Consider the following 20,358-nt stretch of genomic DNA (forward strand, 5'->3'; position numbering starts at 1 on the left):
TGCATTGTAACTGAGGTTATGCTCACCTACTCTTTCGAAAGGATCTGGAGATGACCGCGGAGCTGGCGGAGAGCCCTTCCGAACTGCACCACTCACACCGCGACGTGACCGGCGGCTGGCTGCGCCCGGCCACCTTCGGCGTGATGGACGGCCTGGTCTCGAACTTCGCGCTGGTGGCCGGCGTGGTCGGCGGCGGCGCGACCGGCAAGGTGGTGATCATGACCGGCCTGGCCGGGCTGGTGGCCGGCGCCTGCTCGATGGCGTCCGGCGAGTTCACCTCGGTGTCCTCGCAGACCGAGCTGATGCAGGCCGAGATCGAGGTCGAGCGGCGCGAGCTGCACAAGCACCCCGAGGAAGAGCTCAAAGAGCTGACGATGATGTACGAGGCCAAGGGACTGCGTCCCGAGCTGGCCGCCGAGGTCGCGCGCGAGCTGACCGCGGATCCGGAGGTCGCGCTCGACGTCCACGTCCGCGAGGAACTGGGCGTCGACCCCAACGACCTCCCGTCGCCGTGGGTCGCGGCCGGGTCGTCGTTCGCCGCCTTCGCGCTGGGCGCGTTGATCCCGTTGCTCCCGTTCCTGTTCGGCGCTTCGAGCGTGCTGCCCGCCCTGCTGCTCAGCATGGTCGGACTGGTGGTCACCGGCGGCATCGTCGGCAAGATCACGGCGCGCCCGTTCTGGTACGGCGGTGGCCGGCAGTTGCTGCTCGGCGCGCTGTCCGCGGGCGTGACGTACGCGATCGGCATGCTGGTCGGTACAGGGCTGTCATGACCGGCCATCCGCTCCGCGTCACCGCCCTGGTGAAGCAGGTCCCCAAAGGCGACCACAGTGGTCGGCTGGACGCCGACGGGCGGCTCGAACGATCAGGCGCCGTTGCTGAGATGAACCCGTGGTGCCGCCGGGCCGTCGCCCAGGCGGTGCGGCTGGCGGGGGAGTCGGGCGGAAGCAGTACGGTCGTCACGATGGGACCGCCGGCCGCGGTCGACGTACTCCGGGAGGCGCTCGCGTGGGGCGCGACCTCGGCGATCCAGCTGAGCGACCCCGTCCTGGCCGGCTCGGACTGTCTGGTCACCGCGCGAGCCTTGGCCGCGACGGCCGTGCTGGACGGTACGCCGGACCTCATCCTGGTCGGAGCCAGCTCAGTCGACGGCAGTACCGGTGCTGTCGGCGCGATGATCGCGGAGCTGCTCGGCCTTCCCTATATCGGTCCCGCGCTGCAGCTCGAGCCAGTAGGCACTGTGTTCCACGCAACCGTCCAGCACGACGACTGGACCGAGTCCGTGGAGGTCGAGCTCCCTGCGGTGGTCGCCGTCGCCGAACGCTCATGTGATCCCTGCAAGGCCCCCGCCGACAGCTGGCCGCCCGCAAGCGTGGTTCGCCGGCTGACCACAACCGACCTGCTCCAGCCGGTCTCGACCGCGTCCACCGCCGAAGGCCGCGCTGATGAGCTGCTGGGAGCCGGCGGCCGGTGGGGACTGCAGGGCAGCCCGACCAAGGTGGCCGGAGTACGGCCGCTAGCGCTCAGCCGGGAGCCCGTCATCTTTCGCGGTACTCCGCAAGTACAAGCAGCCCGAGCCGTGGCCGAGTTGCTGGCCCGAGGCTGCTTCGATGAGCTGGATCTCCAGCACGGTCTCGAAGACGCGGTGCCGGCCGAGCCGGTGTCGAACAACTCCTGGCCGTTGCCACAGCGTCCCGAGGTGGTCGTGCTGGTGGGGCCCGGACCTGATCTGGGTGTACGCGCTCTGCTCGGAGAAGCCGCTGTGCTGGCGGCTGGCTCGGATGCGACCGTCACCGCCATCAGGACCGGCGAGTCCGCCGACGCGCGGGAGCTGTCCTCCTGGGGCGCTGACGCTGTACTGACCCTGCGAAGTGACGAGCCGCGCCCGGCCGCCGCTGCCCTCGGCAGGTGGATGGCCACGAGGTCCCCGTGGATCGTGCTCGGAGCCGCATCGCGGTGGGATCGCGAGGTACTCGCGAGACTCGGCGTCTCCTTCGGCGCCGGACTGATGTCGGACCTGGTGAGCCTGTCCGTCGACGGCATCAGGCTGACCGGGCTCAAACCGTCAGGCGGCGGGACGCTCGCGGAGATCGTCAGTCACGGCTCTCCACAGATCGCCACCGTGCGAACCGGGCTGCTTCCCCTGCGCAGCCCGCGCGCTTCAGCTCAGCTTCCGCATGCCGTGCTAGCGGTCGACCCCGATCCGGGAATCCGGCGCACAGACCGCCGTACCGGTGGTGAAGGCGACGCGCTCGACCGGGCCGGCGTGGTGATCGGAGTCGGCCGTGGTGTCGACCCCAGCCAGTACGCCGGGCTGGAGCCGTTACGCGTCCTGCTGGGCGCCGAGCTGGCCGCCACGCGCAAGGTCACCGATCAGGGCTGGCTGCCACACGGCCGCCAGGTCGGCATCACCGGGCGCAGCGTCTCGCCGCGGATCTATCTCGCGGTCGGCGTGTCCGGCAACCAGAACCACCTGGCCGGCGCGAGCCGGGCGGGCACGGTCGTCGCCATCAACAGCGATCCGGCCGCGCCGATCTTCGCGCACTGTGACGTCGGCCTGGTCGCGGACTGGCAGGAGGTGATGCCCCACTTGGTCGAGCAACTCGGACTCGTCACCGGCCCGCGGGACCGGGAGCGCCGTGTCACCAGCGTCTGACGGCAGGCCGGATAGCCTGTCCGGCATGGCGACCCGACGTACCAAGGCACCCGCTGGGAACAAGCAAGCAGCCGATGGCTGGTTGCTGCTGATCTACAAGGTGCCCAGTGAGTCGTCGCGGGCGCGGGTGGCGGTGTGGCGGGAGCTGAAGCGGCTCGGTGGTTTCTACGTCCAGCAGGCGGTCTGCGTCCTCCCCGATCGGGAGGAGCTGCGGGCCGGCATGGTGAAGGTGCGGGAGAAGGTGACCGAGCTCGGTGGCTCGAGCGTCTTCCTCACCCTGACCGATGTCGAACCGGACGTACGGGACCAGTTCGTGGAGGGGTTCCGGACCCAGTCCGCGAAGGAGTACGCCGAGATCGTCGAGGAGTGCGACACCAAGTTCGTCAAGGAGATCGAGTTCGAGCGGTTCCGGGAGAACTACACCTTCGAGGAGGCCGAGGAGATCCGCCAGGACCTGGAGAAGCTGCGGCGCTGGCTGGCCAAGGTGGAGGGCCGAGACTGGATGGATGCCGACGGCAAGGAACTCGCGCGGGCCCGGGTGGCTGACTGCGAGCGCCTGCTGGAGGAGTTCGAGGCGGACGTGTACGAGCACACCGAAGGCAAGGTCTGACGGCTGGGGCCGTCGGCTACTTCTTCCGGCGGGCCGTGCGCTTGGCCTTGGGCAGTACCAGCTGCCCTTCCTCGGCCCGCTTGTAACCGTTCAGTTCTTCGCGCAACTGGTTCATCCGGACGGTGGTGTCGAGCGACCGGTCGCGTTCCTGCGCGGCCACGGCGATCGTCAGCGCCTCCAGCAGGATCAGCGCGGTCGCCTGGCTGGTGAACGTGCCGGGCCGGCTCATCGGCGCGGACAGTACGGCGGCGACCTCGTCGCGCAGTGCTTCGCCGAGCGTGTCGGTCACCAGGATCACCGGTACGCCCACTTCGGCGCAGTGATCCAGGATGACCCGGCTCTCCCGGACCAGCCGGTTGTGCGCCAGCATGACCACGACGTCCTCGGGGCCGAGCAGCAACAACCGGTCGGCGAGCCGGTAACCGGTGTCGGACGCGGACCGGGCCCGGTGCCCGATCCGGACCAGGTGGGTGGCGATGTACTCCGAGACGCCCTCCAGGCCGGCGAAACCGCTGATCACCGTCTCGCGGGCCGCGCCGATCAGCTCGACCGCGCGCCGGAACTCGTCGGTGTCGACGGTCTGCTCGGCCTGGATCAGCCGCTCGATGTGGTCGCGCAGCGTCGCGGCGAGCAACGTGCCGGGCTCGCTGCCGGTGGACTCGATGCTGTTGCTCAGCCGGTTCGCGGGCGTCAGCAGGCTCTGCAGATGCCCTTGCAGCGAACGCTTCAGCCCGGGCAGTCCGTCGAAGCCGAGCGCCTTCGCGGTCCGCACGACGCTCGCGTCGCTGGTGCGGGTCGCCCGTCCGAGCTCCTCGGCCGAGGAGAACGCGGCCTCCTGCGGATGCGCGGCCAGGTACTCCGCCACCCGCCGCTCGGTCGCGGTCAGGGTGGCGATCCGGGCGGCGACGCGTTCCTGCAGCGTGGGCGGCTTGGCTTCCGCAACTGACATCTCGGCTCCTTCGCTGGCTGTCGTCCGGCGCGATCACGAACAGCATGTCATTGGCCGGACCCGTTGACAGGCATTGTAGTGGTCACTACCGTCATATGAATATTCGTAGTAAACACAACGAACACCGTGTTGCCAGCGACCATTCTTCGTCCGCACAGGAGATTCCGTGACCGAGCTGCTCACCATCGACGTCTCCGCCGCCGATCCGCGCGACCGCGGCCGGCAGTACGGCGAAGCGGCCCGCGAGCCGATCGCCCGCTCGGTCGCCTTCTACGCCGAGTCGGTGGCCCGCGCGACCGGCCTGCCCTGGCAGGAGATCCTGGACCGCGCGCCGGCCTGGGTCCCGGTCATCGACGGCTACCTGCCGGACATCCTGGACGAGCTGCGCGGCATCGCCGAGGGCTCCGGCCGCAGCTTCGAGGAGATCCTCGCGCTGAACAGCCGGGGCGAGCTCACCCGTGGCAACCCGTTCAAGGCGGCGGAGCCCGGTACCGACGACGAAGGCTGTACGTCGTTCGCGATCCTCCAGCAGGCCAACCCGCTCGGGCACGTCTGGGCCGGGCAGAACTGGGACCTGTGGGACGGCGTCGCCGACACGGTCGTCGTACTGCGGATCGCGCAGCCCGGCAAGCCGACCATCATCTGTCACGTCGAGGCCGGCCAGGTCGGCCGGCACGGCGCGAACTCCGCCGGGATCGCCCTGAACGCCAACGGCCTGGGCGCCGGATTCGGAACGGGACTGGGGGTCCCCGGAACCTTCGTGCGCCGCAAGGTGCTCGAGAGCTGGGACATGCACGACGCGCTGGCCGCCGTCTTCGGCGTCCGGCAGAGCCTGTCCAGCAACCTTCTGCTCACCCATGCCGACGGTTTCGCCATCGATGTCGAAACCACTCCCGGCCGGCACGGCTGGATGTACCCGACCGACGGTCTGCTGGTGCACGGCAACCACTTCCAGTCCTTCATCCCGCCACAGATCAACGACTCCTACAAGCCGTTCTCGCTGGACTCTCTCTACCGGACACCGCGCGTCGAGGAGGGTCTGTCCCGGATCCGCGTCGACGGCACCAGCGAGGAAGCGGTCCACGACATCGTGCGGACCACGATGAGCGACCACTTCGGCCACCCCAACGCCGTCTGCCAGCACGTCGATCCGCGCCGGCACGAGCTCGACCGCTACTCCACGATCGTGTCCAGTCTGGTCGATCTGACCACCGGCGCGTATCGGCTCACCCCGGGCCTGCCCTGTCGCCACAGCTATCAGCTGGCCCCCTGGAATCTCTTCGACGGTCCTGGTTCCGAGGACCGTCCGCACGTCCCGGGGCCGGCGGCCGAGTCTCTCGCCGCCGCCCGGTGATCCCCGCCACCCCTGCCAGGCATCTTCGACTCGAGGAGCGAATGCCATGTCCCACTCCATCACGAGAATCCGGCGATCGGTCGCCGTTCTCACCCTGACCGCCGCCGCGGTCGCCCTGTCCGGCTGCGGCGGCTCGTCGTCCTCGCCGGCCACCGGAGCGGCGCCCAACGCCGACCGCGCGGCAGCCGCCCAAGGCATCAGCTCGGACGTCAATCTGGACCAGTGCGGCAAGCCCACCCGAACGATCAAGCACGACCTCGGTACGACGACGATCACCGGCAACCCGGCCCGGGTGGTGGTCCTGGAGTACTCCTTCGTCGACGCGATGGCCGCGGTCGGCCTGTCGCCGATCGGCGTCGCCGACGACGACAAGCCGAAACGGATCATCGAACCGATCCGGTCCAAGGTCGGCAAGTACACCTCGGTCGGCCTGCGGGCGACGCCGAACATCCAGGTGATCACCTCGCTGAAGCCGGACCTGATCATCGCCGACAGCGGCCGGCACAAGGCGATCTACGCGCAGCTGTCCAAGATCGCCCCGACGATCGCCTTCCCGAGCCTGAACGGCAACTACCAGCAGGTGCTGGACAGCGAGATGTCCTCGGCGATCGCGCTGAACAAGTGCGACGAGATGAAGACCCGGCTGGCCGAGCACGCCAAGCTGCTGGCCGACCTCAAGGCCAAGGTGCCGGCCGGCCAGGAGGCCAAGGCGCTGTTCGTCCGGGCGTCGGAGAAGGGCTTCACCGGTTTCCCGCCGAAGGCCTACACCCCAGGGGTGCTGGCCGCCGTCGGCATCGGCACCGCCCTGCCGGACGAGAACGGCGACGCGTCGGTGTCGCTCACCCTCGAGACGCTGACCACCACCAAGCCCGAGGTGATGTTCATCGCCCCGAACGAGGGCCCGACGCTGGCCGACCAGTGGAAGAAGAGCCCGCTGTGGCAGCAGATCCCGGCGGTGAAGGACAACAAGACCTACGAGGTCGATCCGGACAGCTGGTCGCGGTCACGTGGCCTGATCTCCGCCGAAGTGGTCGCCAAGCAGGCCATCGAACTGCTCTACGGGAAGTGACATGTCGCTCTCCACGCAAGCTGTGCCCAAGGCCGGTCAGGAGGCCGTCCACAAGCGGCCGAAGGTCGTCACCAGCAAGCAGCGGGTCACCTGGGTGACGCTGGCGCTGCTGATCCTCCTCCTGGTGGGTCTGGCCTGGGCACTCTCGATCGGCAGTCAGCAGATCTCGCTGGCCCGCCTGCCCGGTGCGATCTTCAAGGCCGACACACCGGAAGAGCTGATCATCCAGTCGATCCGGCTGCCGAGGGTGGTGCTGGCGCTCTGCGTCGGCGCCGCCCTGGCGGTCGCCGGCGCCCTGATGCAGGCGGTGGCGGCCAATCCGCTGGCGGCTCCCGAGATCATGGGGGTCAACGCCGGCGCGGTGCTGGTCGTCGTACTGGCGGTCACCGTCGTTCCGTCGCTGTCCGGCGCGCCGACGATCCTGCTCTCCTTCGGGGGCGCGGCGGCGGCAGGCGTGTCGGTGATGTTGCTGGCCGGTTCGGGTCGTGGCCGGGTGAGTCCGGTGCGGCTCGCGCTGGCCGGGGTGACGGCGAGCAGTCTGCTCATCTCGCTGACGCAGGTGCTGATCATCTTCGACGAGAACTCCACCGACAGCGTGCTGTTCTGGCTGGTGGGTGGCGTCAACTTCGCCGCCTGGCAGGACATCCGCAACCTGCTGCCCTGGCTGGCTCTCGGTCTGATCGGGGCGTTCTCGATGGCCCGGTCGCTGAACCTGCTGGCGCTCGGCGACGACATGGCCCGCGGACTGGGTCAGAACGTCGAGCGGACCCGGTTGCTCGGGTCGGCGCTGGTGATCGTGTTGTGTGGCGCGGCCGTGTCCGTGGCCGGACCGGTCGCGTTCATCGGTCTGATCGTGCCGCACATCGTCCGCAAGCTGGTCGGGTCCAACTACGCGGTACTGCTGCCGTTGTGCGCGCTGGGCGGCGCGGTCCTCGTGATCTACGCCGATGTCGTGTCGCGGTACGTGAAGCCGCCGTTCGAGGTGCCGGCCGGCGTCGTCACGGCGCTCATCGGCGCACCGATCTTCATCTACCTCGCGCGTCGACAGAAGGTGACCTCATGACGAGTACCGCGATCGTCGCGCGGCAGATCCGCCGTACCTCGCTGGCCCGCCGGCATCCCGCGATCCTGATGGGATCGCTCGGAGTCATCGCGGTGCTTCTGAGCCTCTACGGCCTCAGCGTCGGGGCGACCGAGGTGTCGCTGGGTGACGTACTGCGGGCGCTGACCGGCGACACCTCCAACCAGGCCTCGCAGATCGTGATCGACTTCCAGCTGCCGCGAGTGCTGCTGTGCTGGCTGGTCGGCACCGCGCTGGCCGTCTCCGGCGCGGTGATGCAGGGCGTGATCCGCAACCCGCTGGCGGCGCCCGACATCATCGGCGTCACGAAGGGTTCCGGTTTCGCCGGAATGCTTCTGCTGCTGGCGATTCCCGGGTTGCCGGTGGTGGCGATCGTTCCGGCCGCCTTCGTGGGTGGTCTGGTCGCGGCGGGGCTGGTGTACCTGCTGGCCTATCGGCGGGGAGCGACGCCGGTACGGATCGCGCTGGTCGGTATCGCGGTCAGCGCCGCCTTTGAAGCGGGGATCAGGTTCCTGCTGGTCCGCAACCCGCTCGACGTCAGCGCGGCGCTGATCTGGCTGACCGGCAGCTTGTTCGGCCGGTCGATGAACTCGGTGATCGAGATCCTGCCGTGGGTGCTCGTGCTGGTCCCGCTGATCGTGGTGTGGGCCCGCAAGCTCGACGTGCTCGGCCTCGGTGACGACCTGGCCGCCGGGCTGGGTGAACCGGTTGAACGAACCCGCCGGACGCTGTTGTTCTTCGCGGTCGCGCTGGCCGCGGCAGCCGTCGCGGTGTCGGGCACGATCGGTTTCGTCGGCCTGATCGCACCGCACATGGCCCGCCGGGTTTTCGGTGGCAAGCACCTGGCCTCGATCCCGGCGGCCGCGCTGTTCGGCGTACTGCTGATGCTGGTCGCCGACATGCTCGGTCGCGGCCTCGCACCACCGCTCGAGATCCCCGCCGGCCTGGTCACAGCCGTGGTCGGTGGTCCGTACTTCCTGTACCTGCTCGTGAAGACCGGAAAGTAGGAGATCCGCCATGCGTCTGCAGGCACAAGGCGTCCAGCTGGCCTATGACAAGACAGTCATCGCCGACAACCTGACGCTGACCATTCCCGACGGCAAGGTCAGCGTCCTGATCGGGCCGAACGGCTGCGGCAAGAGCACGGCGCTGCGCGCGCTGGCCCGGCTGCTGCCACCGGCCAAGGGCAGTGTGGTCCTGGACGGCAAGTCGATCCACGACACCTCGACCAAGGAAGTGGCCCGGCTGCTGGCGATCCTGCCGCAGGTCCTGACCGCACCGGAGTCGATCTCGGTGGAGGACCTGGTCTGGTTCGGCCGGCACCCACACCGGACCTCGTTGAAGGTGCCCAGTGAGGCCGACCGGGAAGCGGTCGAGTGGGCCATGAAGGTCACCAGCACGCTGGAGCTGCGGCACCAGCACGTCGACCAGTTGTCCGGTGGCCAGCGCCAGCGGGTGTGGATCGCGCTCTGCCTCGCGCAGGGCACGGACCTGATCCTGCTCGACGAGCCCACCACGTACCTGGATGTGGCTTATCAATTGGAGGTACTGGACCTGTTGCACCAGCTCAACCAGGAACAGGGCAAGACCGTCGCGATGGTGCTGCACGACTTCAACATGGCCGCCGAGTACGCCGACCATGTCTTCGTGATGAAGTCCGGCGCGCTCGTCACCCAGGGCACCCCGGAAGAGGTGTTCACCTGCGACATCATCCGGGACGTGTTCGGGGTCGAGTCGAAGGTCGTGCCGCATCCTGTCAGTGGCAAACCGATGTGCATCCCGCTGCGGGCCGGCCTACGTGCCCAGCTCGCGGTGGCGACCGGATAGGGAGAGCTGAATGACCGAAGGACCGACGCCCGCCGAGATCGCGAGCCGCTCTGAACGGGTCGCGCCGAAGCTGCGCCAGCACCTGCCCCTGACGCCGTTGCGGGCGTTCGGCGCGTTCAGCGACGAGCTCGGCGCGCAGGTACTGGTGAAGTGTGAGCATGAGCAGCGCACCGGCTCGTTCAAGGCGCGCGGATCGATGGCGAAGATCCTGACGCTGACCGACGAGCAGCGCGAGCGTGGCGTGGTGACGGCGTCCACTGGCAACCACGGCCTCGGCGTCGGCAACGCGCTCGCGACGCTCGGTGGCCGCGGCATTGTCTACCTGCCGGAGAACGCGTCACCCAGCAAGGTCGCGGCCCTGCGCCGGTTCGGCCTGGAGATCCGCGCCGAGGGCACGGACTCCGGCGTACTCGAGCCGAAGGCGCGGGCGTATGCGGCCGAGCACGACCTGACCTACGTACCGCCCTACAACGACCCGGACGTCATCGCCGGCCAGGGCACGGTCGGGGTGGAGATCCTCGAACAGCTGGCCGGCGAGAAGCTCGACGCGGTGGTCGTCGCGGTCGGCGGCGGTGGCCTGGTCAGTGGGATCGCGTCGGTGCTCAAGAGGCATCTGCCGGATGTGAGGGTGTACGGCGCTTCGCCGGTCCGGGACGCGGCGATGGCCAAGTCGGTCGAGGCTGGTGAGATCGTCCTGGTCGACGGCCAGGACACCTTGTCGGACGGTACGGCGGGCAGCGTCGAGCCGGGCAGCATCACGTTCGACCTGTGCCGGCAGTTGGTCGACGACTGGGTGCTGGTCAGCGAGGACGCGATCAGCGCCGCCTTGCGGATGGTGATCGACACTGAGCACCAGCTGATCGAAGGCTCGGCCGCGATGGCGTTCGCGGCCGCGCGGGCCCGGCGTACCGAGCTGGAAGGACAGCGGGTCGCGATCGTGTCCTGTGGTGGCAACATCTCGGCGAGCACGCTGGCGGCCGCGCTGGGCTGAGCACCGGTGCCGCCGTGGCGCCCGAAGAATCCTTGCCCCTGGGGGTCTTCGGGCGCTTCGGCCTGCCCAAAAGTTGCCAAGGGCAAATAAATCGGCCGGCTCGTTGACACGGACCGGAATGCGTAACTACCGTTCGATGCAGCATATGTTTCACATCGACCTGAGGAAGTGAGAGATGGACGCGGCAACGTGGGGGCTCGTGATCGCGACGTTCGTCGCGTGTTTCGTGGAGATGGTGGAAGCCACCACGATCGTGATGGCGATGGGCTTCACCCGCAGCTGGAAGTCGGCGCTGACCGGCACGGTGGCGGCGCTGGGAGCGCTGGCGGTGGTGACCTTGTTCGCCGGCTACGCGCTGGCCAACTGGCTGCCCGAATCGGCACTGCAGCTGGCGATCGGTGGTCTGTTGCTGATCTTCGGGCTGCAGTGGTTGCGGAAGGCGATCCTGCGGTCGTCGGGACGCAAGGCAGTGCACGACGAAGCTGCCATCTACAAGGAGGAAGTGGCTGCCGCGAAGGCGGCGGGTGAGCCCACCGGCGGGCTGGACATGTTCTCGTTCATGGTCTCCTTCAAGGGCGTTTTCCTGGAGGGCATGGAGGTGGTGTTCATCGTGATCACCTTCGGGCTGAACGCCGACAACGTTCCGGCTGCGAGTGTCGGCGCGGCCGCTGCCGTGGTGATCGTGCTGCTGATCGCGATCGCGGCCCGCAAGCCGCTGTCGATGATCAACGAGAACCTGCTCAAGTACGGCGTCGGCCTGCTGCTCGCGTCGTTCGGCACCTACTGGGCGGTCGAGGGCATCGGCATCTTCCGCGACGGCCGGTCGAGCCTGGAGTGGCCCGGCCATGACCTGATCATCCTGGCCCTGCTGGCGGCCTGGTTCGTGCTCAGCCGGATCTTCGTCGCGGTCCTGCGCACGCCGGCATCCGTGGCCACCCCGAGTGGCATGACCGTGGAGGTGGACAAGTGAAGTTCCTCAAGGCGTTCGGAGCCTTCTGGTACGACTTCATCATCGGCGACGACTGGAAGATCGCCGTCGCCGTGGTGACCTCGCTCGCCGTCCTGCTCGCGGCGCTGCGGGCCGACCTGTTCGGCGACACCGGACTGGCGCTGCTGGGTGGCGCGCTGATCGTGGTCGCGTTCGCGATCAGCCTGGCGATCGACGTCCGGCCGAAGCGGAAGTAGCCGCTTTCACCTGCTGCTGTTGACGATCGGCCCTGTCCGCGAGCTCTCGCGGGCAGGGCCGATCGCCTTTCCCGATCCTGCTCCTGTAGTGGATACAACGCTATTCACGAATCTCGTAGTGTCTGCTACAGTCGAGATCCGAGGCGCCCGTCCCACGAATCGGAGGAACCAGACGTGACTGAATCCCACCGTTCCAGGAGGCCCCGGTGATGCGAGACACCGCCGAGACGGTTCTCGGCCTGCTGCCCGCCGACGTCGAGTACGGCGATGTCCGCGTGGTCCGGCGAACCCATGAACAGGTCCTGGTCGAGCTCGAGGGCCCGGGCGAGGTGAACTACGACGACTCCCTCGGACTCGGGCTGCGGGTCGTGATCGGCGGTCACTGGGGCTTCGCCGCCACGCACCAGCTCGACCAGCGCGGTCTCGACGGCGTGATCGCGCAGGCCGTCGGTCAGGCCCGCGCCGCCGGCGGTGGCGGCCATGTGTCACTCGGCCAGCCCATCACGACCCGCGATTCCTGGTCGTCGCCGATGGCGGTCGACCCGTTCACCGTCGCGCTGTCCACCAAGCTCGACCTGCTGCAGGCCACCGTGAAGGAGGCCGCCACCGCCGGTCCGCTGGTCCAGCAGATCGAGGCGTCGATGGACTTCTACCGCGACGAGAAGGTCTTCGCGAACACCGAGGGCGCACTGATCGAGCAGACCCTGACCGAGAGCGGCGGCGGCCTGATGGTGAACGCCGGCGACGGCGACGACGTCCAGCGCCGGTCGTTCCCGCAAGGCGTGCCGCGGCAGATCCGCGGCCAGCGTGGCGACTTCGCCACGGCCGGCTTCGAGCACGTTCTGTCGCTCGGCCTGCCGGAGAACGCGGCCCGGGTGGCCTCGGAGGCGGTCGCATTGCTGACCGCGCCGCAGTGCCCGGACGAGATCACCACACTTGTTGCTGGCAGCAACCAGCTCGCGATGGTGCTGCACGAGTGCGCCGGCCACCCGATGGAGGCCGACCGCGCGCTGGGTACCGAGGCCAGCCTCGCCGGCGGCACCTACGCCACGCCGGAGCGCCGGGGCAACTTCCGCTGGGGATCGCCGATCGTCTCGGCGTACGCGGACGCCACGATCCCAGGTGGGCTCGGCTCCTACAAGTACGACGACGAAGGCGTACCGGCACAGCGCACCCAACTGGTGAAGGACGGCATCTTCCTGGGCTACATGTCCGGCCGCGAATCGGCCGCGACCCTGGGCGACGAGCCGACCGGCGCCTCCCGTGCGGACGGCTGGCAGCGTCAGCCGCTGGTACGGATGACGAACATCTGCCTCGAGCCGGGCGACTCCTCGCTGGCCGAGATGATCGCCGGCACCAAGCGCGGCATCCTGGTCGACACCAACCGCGGGTTCTCGATCGACGACCAGCGGATGTCGTTCCGGTTCCAGACCGAGGTCGGCTGGGAGATCCGCGACGGCAAGGTCGGCCGGTTGCTGAAGAACTGTACGTACCAAGGGGTCACGCCGCAGTTCTGGGCGGAACTCGACGCCCTCGGCGGCCCGGAGGAGTGGAAGTTGCACGGCGTTCCGTCCTGTAACAAGGGGGAGCCGTTGCAGGTGGCTCATGTCGGGCACGGCACCGTTCCCGGCAGATTCCAGAATGTGCAGGTGGGACGATGAGCATCGATCAGGCCCAGGTCGGGCAGGCGCTGGAGATCCTCGGCGCCGGAACGCGACTCGACATCCTCGGCGAGAACACCGACCTGCTCCGGTACGCCGAGTCCGAGATCACCGCCCAGCACAGCGAACGCAGGCTCCGGGTGCGGGTCCGCATCAACCGTGACGGCCGCGCGGTGGCCGGCTCACTCGAAACCCTCGACCCCGTTGAGGTCCGCGCGCTCGCCGACCGCCTCGGCGCTGCCCTGGCAGAGCTTCCGTGCCCGCCCGAGACTGCGGGAAGCGCCGCTGAGGTGACTGTGGACGCAGAGCTGGAGCAGCCGGAGGTCCCGGTCTGCCCGACGATCCTCGAGTCGGATCCGGCGGTACGGCATCAGTGGTTCAAGACTGTCCGGGACGGGCTCGGAGCCGAGGCCAAGCTGGGCGGGGCGATCCGGTACGAGGTGATGGACCGGGTCGTCGCCGACTCGACCGGCTTGTTCCGTGCCGAGACGTTGACGAAAGCCTCGATCCAGGCGATCGCCAAGCAGGACGGGCGATCGGCGAGCGTCAAGCTGCTGCATCGGGACGCGGACCAGCTCCCGATCGGCGAGATCCCGGCCAGGTTGCGGGAGGCGCTGAACCCGTTGCCGATGGGCGAGGCGCATCACGGTTCCTGCCGGGTGCTGCTGAAGCCGCAGGCCGTCAACAGCCTGATCGCGACCTATGGCTATGTGGCGCTCGGCGCGAACGCTTATGCCACCGGCCGATCCGCGGTGTCCGGCCGGCTCGGCGAGAAGGTCGCGAGCGAGCTGATCACCCTGGTCGACGACGGCGGCGACCCCGACGGGCTGCCCAGCGGGTTCGATGCTGAAGGCAACGTTCGGCGGAGGACCACGTTGATCGACTCCGGTGTGCTCACCGGTCTCGTGTCCGACCAGCGCCGGGCCGGGCTGACCGGCGGTGTGCCGACCGGGCACGCGGTACCGGATGGCTGGCGGTTCGGTGGTGACCCGGTCCCGTCGCACCTCCTGCTGGCGGCTGGTGAGTCCACCGAGGACGAGCTGCTGGCCGAGGTCGGCAGCGGCCTGGTGGTGAACCGGCTCGACTATCTGCGAGCCCTGCACCCCAAGGAGACTCTGGTCACCGGGACGACGCGTGACGCGACGTACTGGGCTGAGGACGGCAAGCTCGTCGCCTGGCACCCGCAGGTCCGGTTCACCTTCCGGATGGTCGACGTGATGAACGCGGTCCTTGGTGTCGGCTCGGTGCGCGAGCGCTGCGACCAGACCTTCATGGACAGCATCGTCGTACCGTCCCTGCTGATCGAGGCCGGCCCGCTCGTCCTCCCCTGAACCAGCAGGGCCTCGCGTCGCGTGCTCATAAACCACGCGGGGCCCTGCTGCTCCACTCCGACGAGGTCAGATGATCACTGCGCTGCTCAACGGCTATCTGATGCCGACCGATCAGGGGAATCCGGCGTTCTGCGCGGTCTACCTGATCGAGACCCCGGCCGGGCGGGTGCTGTTCGACTGCGGTCACGTCGGACGCCGCCGGGCGCTGCTGACCGCCCTGTCCGACCACGGGCTGTCGCCCGCGGATGTCGACGCTGTGGTGCTGTCGCACGGCCATTGGGATCATCTGCAGAACGCGGACCTCTTTCGCCGGGTGCTCCTGCATCCGGCCGAACTGCGCTACCTGCAGGACCCCGCACCGGAAGACCTCGGTACGCCTCGCTGGGCCGCCGGCGTGCTCGACGGACTCGAGGTCGATGAGGTCGTCGACGGACATGAGGTGTTGCCCGGCGTGGCTGTGATCGAGCTGCCGGGGCATACCCCTGGGTCGATCGGTCTGGTGGTCGAGCAGGAGACGGCTGTACTGACCGGTGATGCGGTCCCCTCGGCGGGAGTGCTGGTTTCGGGGCAACCGTTGGGGCGGAGCGCGGACGCGGTTAGGGCCGAAGAGTCCATCAAGCGGGTTGTGGGCCTGGCCGGGATGGTCTATCCAGGTCACGATCGGCCGTTCCGGATCAACCAGTACTGAGAGGCCATCGTGGAGCAGAGTGTGGGGCAGACGTCCAGCCTGGTCGAGGATCCGCCGGAGGTCGAGGCGGCCGCGGTGCTTGACCTGCTGCGAGCGCGGTACGGGATCGCGGCCGAACTGGAGCTGTTGCGCAGTGAGCGGGACCTGAACTTCCTGGCGCTGGCCGATGGCGGGCGCCGGCTGATCGTGAAGGTGTCGAACTCGGGCGACGATCCGGCGCAGATCGAGATGGAGAGCGCGGCGATGCGGCACGTCGCCACGGTCGACCCGGAGCTGCCCATCCCACGGATCGTCGAGGCCGTCGACGGCTCGCCGGAGGTTGTCCTGACGGCGGCCGACGGGCGGAGGCATCAGGTCCGGGTGATGACGGTGATGCCGGGCGCCGTCGGTGATCTCGCCGTACTGCCTGACTGGTTCGCGGGGGAGTTCGGGGCGGTGTGCGCCCGGTTGGTGCGCGCGATGCAGGGGTTCACCCACCGAGCCGCGGATCGCCACCTGGATTGGGATCCACGGCTCGTAACCACACTTCGGCCGTTCGCTCAGGCTGTCCCCGACCAGGCCAGGCGGGAGCCGCTGGAGCGGTTGCTCGATCGCTTCGAGGGGCTGCGCGAGCGGACGAGCAAGCTGCCTGCGTTCGTGCTGCACGGTGACGTCACGTTGAGCAATGTCCTGCTCGACGCCGAGGGGATCTCGGGAGTGATCGACTTCGGCGACATGCACCACACCGCCCGGGTCGCCGATCTCGCGATCAGCCTGACCTCGCTGCTGCGCGACTCCGCCGATCTCTGGCCGGCCGCCGGCCGCTTCCTCGACGGCTATCAGAGCGTCCTTCCGCTGGAGCCTGAGGAGGTCGAGCTGATCGGCGAGCTGGTGCTGGCCCGCTGCGCGGCGAGTGTGCTCATGTCGGCCTGGCGGGCGCCGCTCTATCCGGACAACGAGGAGTACCTGACCAGTCTGGTCGCGGGGAGCTGGCAGGTTCTCGACGAGTGGTCGGCGATGCGACCCGAAGACCTTGCCGGCCGGTTCCATCGGCTGTGTGGGACGTCGCGGGTGGCTTCCGTGCAACGACCTGATCCGACGCTCGCGCAGCGACGGAGTACGGCGTTGGGTGGCAGGTTGTCGCCGTTGTTCTATCGCGAGCCGCTGCAGGTGGTGCGGGCCGCCGGGCCATGGGTGCACACCGCCGACGGCCGCCGGTATCTCGATGCCTACAACAACGTTCCGGTGGTCGGGCATGCGCATCCGGCCGTAGTACAGGCGATCTCGCGGCAGGCCGCTGTACTGAACCTCAACTCGCGCTACCTCCATCCGAACGCCATCGAGCTGGCCGAGCGGCTGACTGCGTCGATGCCGGACGGACTGGACACCTGTGTCTTCGTCAACTCCGGCAGTGAGGCCAACGATCTGGCCTGGCGGATGGCGAAGGTCTTCACCGCGCGGTCCGGCGCCGTCGTCGCCGATCTCGCGTACCACGGGGTGAGCGAGGCGACCGCGGCCTGGTCGACGAACACCTATCCGCCGTCGGCCCGGCCGTCGCACGTCGAGGTCTTCGAAGCGCCCAGGGGACAGGAGGGTGCCGGGGTCGCCGCAGACCGGGTGCGGGCGGCGCGGTCGGCCTTGCAGGTAAAGGGAAACGACCTTGCGCTGACAGCCGTCGACAGCGTGTTCAGCAGCGCCGGCATTCTCACTCCGACCGACGGCTTCATGCTCGGACTCCAGGACGAGACCCGGGCGGCAGGCGGCTTGTTCCTGGCCGACGAGGTGCAGGCCGGTTTCGGGCGGGGTGGTCGGAACCTGTGGCGGTTCAGCGACTTCGGGCTCACGCCGGACTTCGTCACGCTGGGCAAACCGATGGGCAACGGGCACCCGGTCGCCGCGCTGATCACCCGGCGCGAGATCGCCGAGCAGTTCACCCGGATCGACGAGTTCTTCAGTACGTTCGCAGGCAACCCCGTCTCCTGTGTGGCGGCGTTGACCGTGCTCGACGTGATCTCGGAGAACGGCCTTGTCGTGCGGTCGGGTGCGATCGGTGCTCAATTGAAGGCCGGTCTCCAGGAGCTCGTTCCCGCAGGTGTCGAGGTCCGTGGGCAGGGTCTGATGGTCGGCGTCGACTTGTCCAGCCGGCCCGGTACTGCGCCGGCAGTGGCCGAGCAACTCCGTGAGAACGGTGTACTGGTCGGCACGACCGGCCCGGGCGGCGACGTACTGAAGATCCGGCCGCCACTGATCTGGGAGGCCGAGCACGTCGGGTATTTCCTGGAGGCGTTCGAGCGGACTGCACTAGCCTGACCAGGTGCGAGAACTGGTTGTGCTGGGCACCAGTAGTCAGGTGGCGTCGCGGGAGCGGAACCAGAACGGCTACTTCCTGCGCTGGGACTCCGAAGGCTTCCTGTTCGATCCGGGCGAGGGCACGCAACGGCAGATGCTGTATGCCGGGGTGCCCGCGACCGCCGTCACGCGACTCTGCGTCACGCACTTCCACGGCGACCACTGCCTCGGCGTACCGGGGGTGATCCAGCGGCTCTCGCTCGACGACGTGCAGCACCCCGTCCACGCGCACTACCCGCAGTCCGGGCAGGAGTACTTCACCCGGCTCCGGTACGCCGCTTCGTTCTACGAGCGGGCCGAGTTGCGGGAGGAGCCGGTGGAGGAGGACGGGCTGCTCTCCGTCGGCAGCTTCGGGCAACTCTGGGCGCGCAGGCTGGAGCATCCGGTCGAGTCCTTCGGCTACCAACTGATCGAGCCCGACGGCCGCCGGATGCTCCCCGATGAACTGAGCCGGTACGGCGTGAGCGGCCCGGCCGTCGGTCGTCTGCAGCAGGCCGGGTCGCTGGTCGTCGACGGACGCACCGTCAGCATCGAGCAGGTGAGCGAGCCCCGGCCGGGGCAACGGTTCGCGTTCGTGATGGACACCCGGCTGTGCGACGGAGTCTTCCGGCTCGCCGACCAGGCCGACCTGCTGGTGATCGAGTCGACGTACCTGTCGTCGGAGGCCCAGCTGGCCAGGAGCTTCGGCCACCTGACCGCGCGCCAGGCAGCCCGGGTCGCGCGGGAGTGCGGCGTACGGAAGCTCGTGCTCACCCACTTCTCCCAGCGCTACACCGACCTCACCCCGTTCCATGCGGAGGCGGCCGAGGAGTTCGACGGCGAGATCGTCGTCGCCACGGACCTGGCCCGTACGCCGGTACCGACCCGTCGGTGACCGGTCACCACCCGTTGGGCCGCGGGAACAATGGGTACCGGATGATGGTTCTAACTTTCATTACCCGCGTGAGCAAGGAGACCGCATGCTGTACGGAGCAGAACACATCAAGCGCTACGAGGAGACCGACGGTGCCGAGGGCTACGACTGGGGCGACCACGGCGCGCACATCCTCATTCTGTCGACGATCGGCCGCAAGTCGGGCGAGGAGCGCAAGAACGCGCTGATCTTCCGCGAGGTCGACGGCGGCTACGCGATCGTGTCCTCCAAGGGCGGTGCGCCGAAGCACCCGGACTGGCATTTCAACCTCGAGGCCGACCCGAACGTGAAGGTCCAGATCAAGGGCGACAAGTTCGCCGCCAAGGCCCGGGTGGCCTCCGACGAGGAGCGCGCCGCCATCTGGCCGAAGATGGTCGAGATCTGGCCGGACTACGACGAGTACACCAAGAAGACCGACCGGGTCATCCCGATCGTCATCCTCGAGCGTCAGTAGTCGCTCGTCTGCTTCCGGTACCGCCGTCCGCACCCTCGGGGTGCGGACGGCGGTCTGCGTTCGGGACGTCAGCGCAGGTCGCGGAAGAACTCGCGGACGTCGGAGACGAGGATCTCCGGCTCCTCCAGGGCCGCGAAGTGGCCGCCGCGGTCGACGTCGGTCCAGCGGGTGATGTTGTTGGCGGGTTCGCAGTACTTGCGGATGCAGACGTCGTGGGCGAAGGCGAGCACGGCCGTCGGTACGCCGGAGTTGACCGGCTGCTCGCCCCACGAGTTCTGCGCGTACCCGACGTACGCCGCCGAGCTCGCCGTACCGGTCAGCCAGTAGATCATCACGTTGGTGAGCAGCCGGTCCCGGTCGATGATCGTGTCCGGCAGCGCGCTGCGCGGATGCGTCCACTCGCGGAACTTGTCCATGATCCAGGCGAGCTGCCCGACCGGTGAGTCGACCAGTCCGTACCCGATCGTCTGCGGCCGGGTCATCTGGATCTGGATGTAGCCGAACTCCTCCCGCTGGAACGCCTGGATCCGCGCGACCCGATCCTGCTCCAGCGGAGTCAGCGCCGCGATCTCTTCCTCCGACATCTGCATCGGCGGCAGATTGGGCCCACCGTTCGTGTGGACGCCGACCACGTGTTCCGGCGCCGACCGGGCGACCTCCGGCGAGACGGCCCCACCGATGTCACCACCCTGTACGCCGTACCGCCCGTACCCGAGCTCGGCCATCAGCTTGGCCCACGCCCGGCCGATCCCGGCCCGGGTCCAGCCGCTCTCGTGCACCGGCCCCGAGAACCCGAATCCGGGCAGCGAAGGAATCACCAGGTGGAACGCGTCCGCCGCGTCGCCACCGTGCGCCGCGGGATCGGTCAGGGGCCCGATGATGTCGAGGAACTCCGCGATCGACCCCGGCCAGCCGTGCGTGAGGACGAGCGGGAGAGCGTCCGGGATGGGCGACTTCACGTGCAGGAAATGGATCCGTTGACCGTCGATCTCGGTCGTGTACTGCGGGAAGCTGTTCAGCTGCTTCTCCGCCGCGCGCCAGTCGTACTCCGTCCGCCAGTACTCGACCAGCTCACTCAGCCAGCCGACCGGTACGCCGGTGTCCCAGCCGTCACCGGGCAGCGGCGCGGGCAGCCGGCTGTGGTCGAGCCGGTACTTGAGGTCGTCGAGGGCACTCTGCGGGATGTCGATGGTGAAAGGCTTCATGTCTCCGACTCTCTCACCCGGTTAGGACAGCTTGTGTCCTAGCTCAATGGCAGACTTCG

Annotated in this window: 19 protein-coding genes; 17 read left to right on the top strand and 2 right to left on the bottom strand. The window is 68.6% G+C overall.

Annotated elements, in window-relative coordinates; translation table 11 throughout:
- Positions 1–50: 50 nt before the first annotated feature.
- From ACIA12_RS39190 to ACIA12_RS39200, 3 genes are read left to right on the top strand one after another with little or no spacing between them, the layout of a single operon-like run.
- Positions 51–770 (top strand): VIT1/CCC1 transporter family protein, encoded by a 720-nt coding sequence (locus ACIA12_RS39190; protein ID WP_396372533.1) that lies wholly within the window; start codon positions 51–53, stop codon positions 768–770.
- Positions 767–2,653 (top strand): FAD-binding protein, encoded by a 1,887-nt coding sequence (locus ACIA12_RS39195; protein WP_396372534.1) that lies wholly within the window; start codon positions 767–769, stop codon positions 2,651–2,653. Before ACIA12_RS39190 ends, ACIA12_RS39195 begins: the two co-directional genes overlap by 4 nt.
- A gap of 25 nt (positions 2,654–2,678) precedes the next feature.
- On the top strand, positions 2,679–3,263 hold the full coding sequence (locus ACIA12_RS39200; RefSeq protein ID WP_396372535.1) for a Chromate resistance protein ChrB: 585 nt from the start codon (positions 2,679–2,681) through the stop codon (positions 3,261–3,263).
- 16 nt (positions 3,264–3,279) lie between these two features.
- On the opposite strand, the gene ACIA12_RS39205 is transcribed toward ACIA12_RS39200, so the two are convergent.
- Entirely contained in the window at positions 3,280–4,212 is a 933-nt protein-coding gene (locus tag ACIA12_RS39205) for a MurR/RpiR family transcriptional regulator (RefSeq protein WP_396372536.1), read from the bottom strand.
- A gap of 166 nt (positions 4,213–4,378) precedes the next feature.
- Here ACIA12_RS39205 and ACIA12_RS39210 point away from each other — a divergent pair, with 166 nt between their 5' ends.
- The 14 genes from ACIA12_RS39210 to ACIA12_RS39275 all read left to right on the top strand — a co-directional run bounded on the left by ACIA12_RS39210 (position 4,379) and on the right by ACIA12_RS39275 (position 19,094).
- On the top strand, positions 4,379–5,566 hold the full coding sequence (locus tag ACIA12_RS39210) for a C45 family autoproteolytic acyltransferase/hydolase (RefSeq protein ID WP_396372537.1): 1,188 nt from the start codon (positions 4,379–4,381) through the stop codon (positions 5,564–5,566).
- 46 nt (positions 5,567–5,612) lie between these two features.
- A complete protein-coding gene (locus ACIA12_RS39215) occupies positions 5,613–6,635 on the top strand; it encodes a Fe(3+) dicitrate ABC transporter substrate-binding protein (protein ID WP_396372538.1) in 1,023 nt (340 codons plus the stop codon).
- A gap of 1 nt (position 6,636) precedes the next feature.
- Positions 6,637–7,698, top strand: coding sequence for a FecCD family ABC transporter permease (locus ACIA12_RS39220; protein ID WP_396372539.1), 1,062 nt, complete (start codon positions 6,637–6,639; stop codon positions 7,696–7,698).
- Positions 7,695–8,723, top strand: coding sequence for a FecCD family ABC transporter permease (locus ACIA12_RS39225; protein ID WP_396372540.1), 1,029 nt, complete (start codon positions 7,695–7,697; stop codon positions 8,721–8,723). Before ACIA12_RS39220 ends, ACIA12_RS39225 begins: the two co-directional genes overlap by 4 nt.
- A 10-nt stretch (positions 8,724–8,733) precedes the next feature.
- Complete coding sequence (locus tag ACIA12_RS39230) at positions 8,734–9,543, top strand: ABC transporter ATP-binding protein (protein ID WP_396372541.1); 810 nt, start codon at positions 8,734–8,736, stop codon at positions 9,541–9,543.
- 10 nt (positions 9,544–9,553) lie between these two features.
- Positions 9,554–10,534 carry a threonine/serine dehydratase gene (locus ACIA12_RS39235; RefSeq protein WP_396372542.1) on the top strand — a complete coding sequence of 327 codons (981 nt, stop codon included), beginning with the start codon at positions 9,554–9,556 and terminating at the stop codon, positions 10,532–10,534.
- A gap of 175 nt (positions 10,535–10,709) precedes the next feature.
- Complete coding sequence (locus tag ACIA12_RS39240; RefSeq protein WP_396372543.1) at positions 10,710–11,504, top strand: COG4280 domain-containing protein; 795 nt, start codon at positions 10,710–10,712, stop codon at positions 11,502–11,504.
- On the top strand, positions 11,501–11,719 hold the full coding sequence (locus ACIA12_RS39245) for a hypothetical protein (RefSeq protein ID WP_396372544.1): 219 nt from the start codon (positions 11,501–11,503) through the stop codon (positions 11,717–11,719). Before ACIA12_RS39240 ends, ACIA12_RS39245 begins: the two co-directional genes overlap by 4 nt.
- Positions 11,720–11,928: 209 nt before the next feature.
- Positions 11,929–13,380 (top strand): TldD/PmbA family protein, encoded by a 1,452-nt coding sequence (locus ACIA12_RS39250; protein ID WP_396372686.1) that lies wholly within the window; start codon positions 11,929–11,931, stop codon positions 13,378–13,380.
- On the top strand, positions 13,377–14,711 hold the full coding sequence (locus ACIA12_RS39255; RefSeq protein ID WP_396372545.1) for a metallopeptidase TldD-related protein: 1,335 nt from the start codon (positions 13,377–13,379) through the stop codon (positions 14,709–14,711). Before ACIA12_RS39250 ends, ACIA12_RS39255 begins: the two co-directional genes overlap by 4 nt.
- A gap of 70 nt (positions 14,712–14,781) precedes the next feature.
- Positions 14,782–15,399, top strand: coding sequence for an MBL fold metallo-hydrolase (locus ACIA12_RS39260; RefSeq protein ID WP_396372546.1), 618 nt, complete (start codon positions 14,782–14,784; stop codon positions 15,397–15,399).
- Positions 15,400–15,408: 9 nt separating this feature from the next.
- The gene (locus tag ACIA12_RS39265) at positions 15,409–17,688 is read left to right on the top strand and encodes an aminotransferase class III-fold pyridoxal phosphate-dependent enzyme (protein WP_396372547.1); all 2,280 of its coding nucleotides are present in this window, start codon (positions 15,409–15,411) and stop codon (positions 17,686–17,688) included.
- Positions 17,689–17,692: 4 nt separating this feature from the next.
- Positions 17,693–18,601 (top strand): ribonuclease Z, encoded by a 909-nt coding sequence (locus tag ACIA12_RS39270; RefSeq protein WP_396372548.1) that lies wholly within the window; start codon positions 17,693–17,695, stop codon positions 18,599–18,601.
- A gap of 85 nt (positions 18,602–18,686) precedes the next feature.
- On the top strand, positions 18,687–19,094 hold the full coding sequence (locus ACIA12_RS39275; RefSeq protein WP_396372549.1) for a nitroreductase family deazaflavin-dependent oxidoreductase: 408 nt from the start codon (positions 18,687–18,689) through the stop codon (positions 19,092–19,094).
- A 68-nt stretch (positions 19,095–19,162) separates the two neighbouring features.
- On the opposite strand, the gene ACIA12_RS39280 is transcribed toward ACIA12_RS39275, so the two are convergent.
- Positions 19,163–20,299, bottom strand: a complete 1,137-nt coding sequence (locus ACIA12_RS39280; RefSeq protein WP_396372550.1) for an epoxide hydrolase family protein — start codon at positions 20,297–20,299, stop codon at positions 19,163–19,165.
- Between the last annotated feature and the right edge of the window lie 59 nt (positions 20,300–20,358).

Source organism: Kribbella sp. NPDC051620 (assembly GCF_044453825.1).
Lineage (GTDB): Bacteria > Actinomycetota > Actinomycetes > Propionibacteriales > Kribbellaceae > Kribbella.

What these genes read in the sequence shown, in the direction of transcription:
- ACIA12_RS39220 (WP_396372539.1), top strand. Translation starts at nt 6,637, where the DNA reads ATGTCGCTCTCCACGCAAGCTGTGCCCAAGGCCGGTCAGGAGGCCGTC.
- ACIA12_RS39240 (WP_396372543.1), top strand. Translation starts at nt 10,710, where the DNA reads ATGGACGCGGCAACGTGGGGGCTCGTGATCGCGACGTTCGTCGCGTGT.
- ACIA12_RS39195 (WP_396372534.1), top strand. Translation starts at nt 767, where the DNA reads ATGACCGGCCATCCGCTCCGCGTCACCGCCCTGGTGAAGCAGGTCCCC.
- ACIA12_RS39215 (WP_396372538.1), top strand. Translation starts at nt 5,613, where the DNA reads ATGTCCCACTCCATCACGAGAATCCGGCGATCGGTCGCCGTTCTCACC.
- ACIA12_RS39230 (WP_396372541.1), top strand. Translation starts at nt 8,734, where the DNA reads ATGCGTCTGCAGGCACAAGGCGTCCAGCTGGCCTATGACAAGACAGTC.
- ACIA12_RS39205 (WP_396372536.1), bottom strand. Translation starts at nt 4,212, where the DNA reads ATGTCAGTTGCGGAAGCCAAGCCGCCCACGCTGCAGGAACGCGTCGCC.
- ACIA12_RS39255 (WP_396372545.1), top strand. Translation starts at nt 13,377, where the DNA reads ATGAGCATCGATCAGGCCCAGGTCGGGCAGGCGCTGGAGATCCTCGGC.
- ACIA12_RS39200 (WP_396372535.1), top strand. Translation starts at nt 2,679, where the DNA reads ATGGCGACCCGACGTACCAAGGCACCCGCTGGGAACAAGCAAGCAGCC.
- ACIA12_RS39235 (WP_396372542.1), top strand. Translation starts at nt 9,554, where the DNA reads ATGACCGAAGGACCGACGCCCGCCGAGATCGCGAGCCGCTCTGAACGG.
- ACIA12_RS39250 (WP_396372686.1), top strand. Translation starts at nt 11,929, where the DNA reads ATGCGAGACACCGCCGAGACGGTTCTCGGCCTGCTGCCCGCCGACGTC.
- ACIA12_RS39260 (WP_396372546.1), top strand. Translation starts at nt 14,782, where the DNA reads ATGATCACTGCGCTGCTCAACGGCTATCTGATGCCGACCGATCAGGGG.
- ACIA12_RS39225 (WP_396372540.1), top strand. Translation starts at nt 7,695, where the DNA reads ATGACGAGTACCGCGATCGTCGCGCGGCAGATCCGCCGTACCTCGCTG.
- ACIA12_RS39280 (WP_396372550.1), bottom strand. Translation starts at nt 20,299, where the DNA reads ATGAAGCCTTTCACCATCGACATCCCGCAGAGTGCCCTCGACGACCTC.
- ACIA12_RS39275 (WP_396372549.1), top strand. Translation starts at nt 18,687, where the DNA reads ATGCTGTACGGAGCAGAACACATCAAGCGCTACGAGGAGACCGACGGT.
- ACIA12_RS39190 (WP_396372533.1), top strand. Translation starts at nt 51, where the DNA reads ATGACCGCGGAGCTGGCGGAGAGCCCTTCCGAACTGCACCACTCACAC.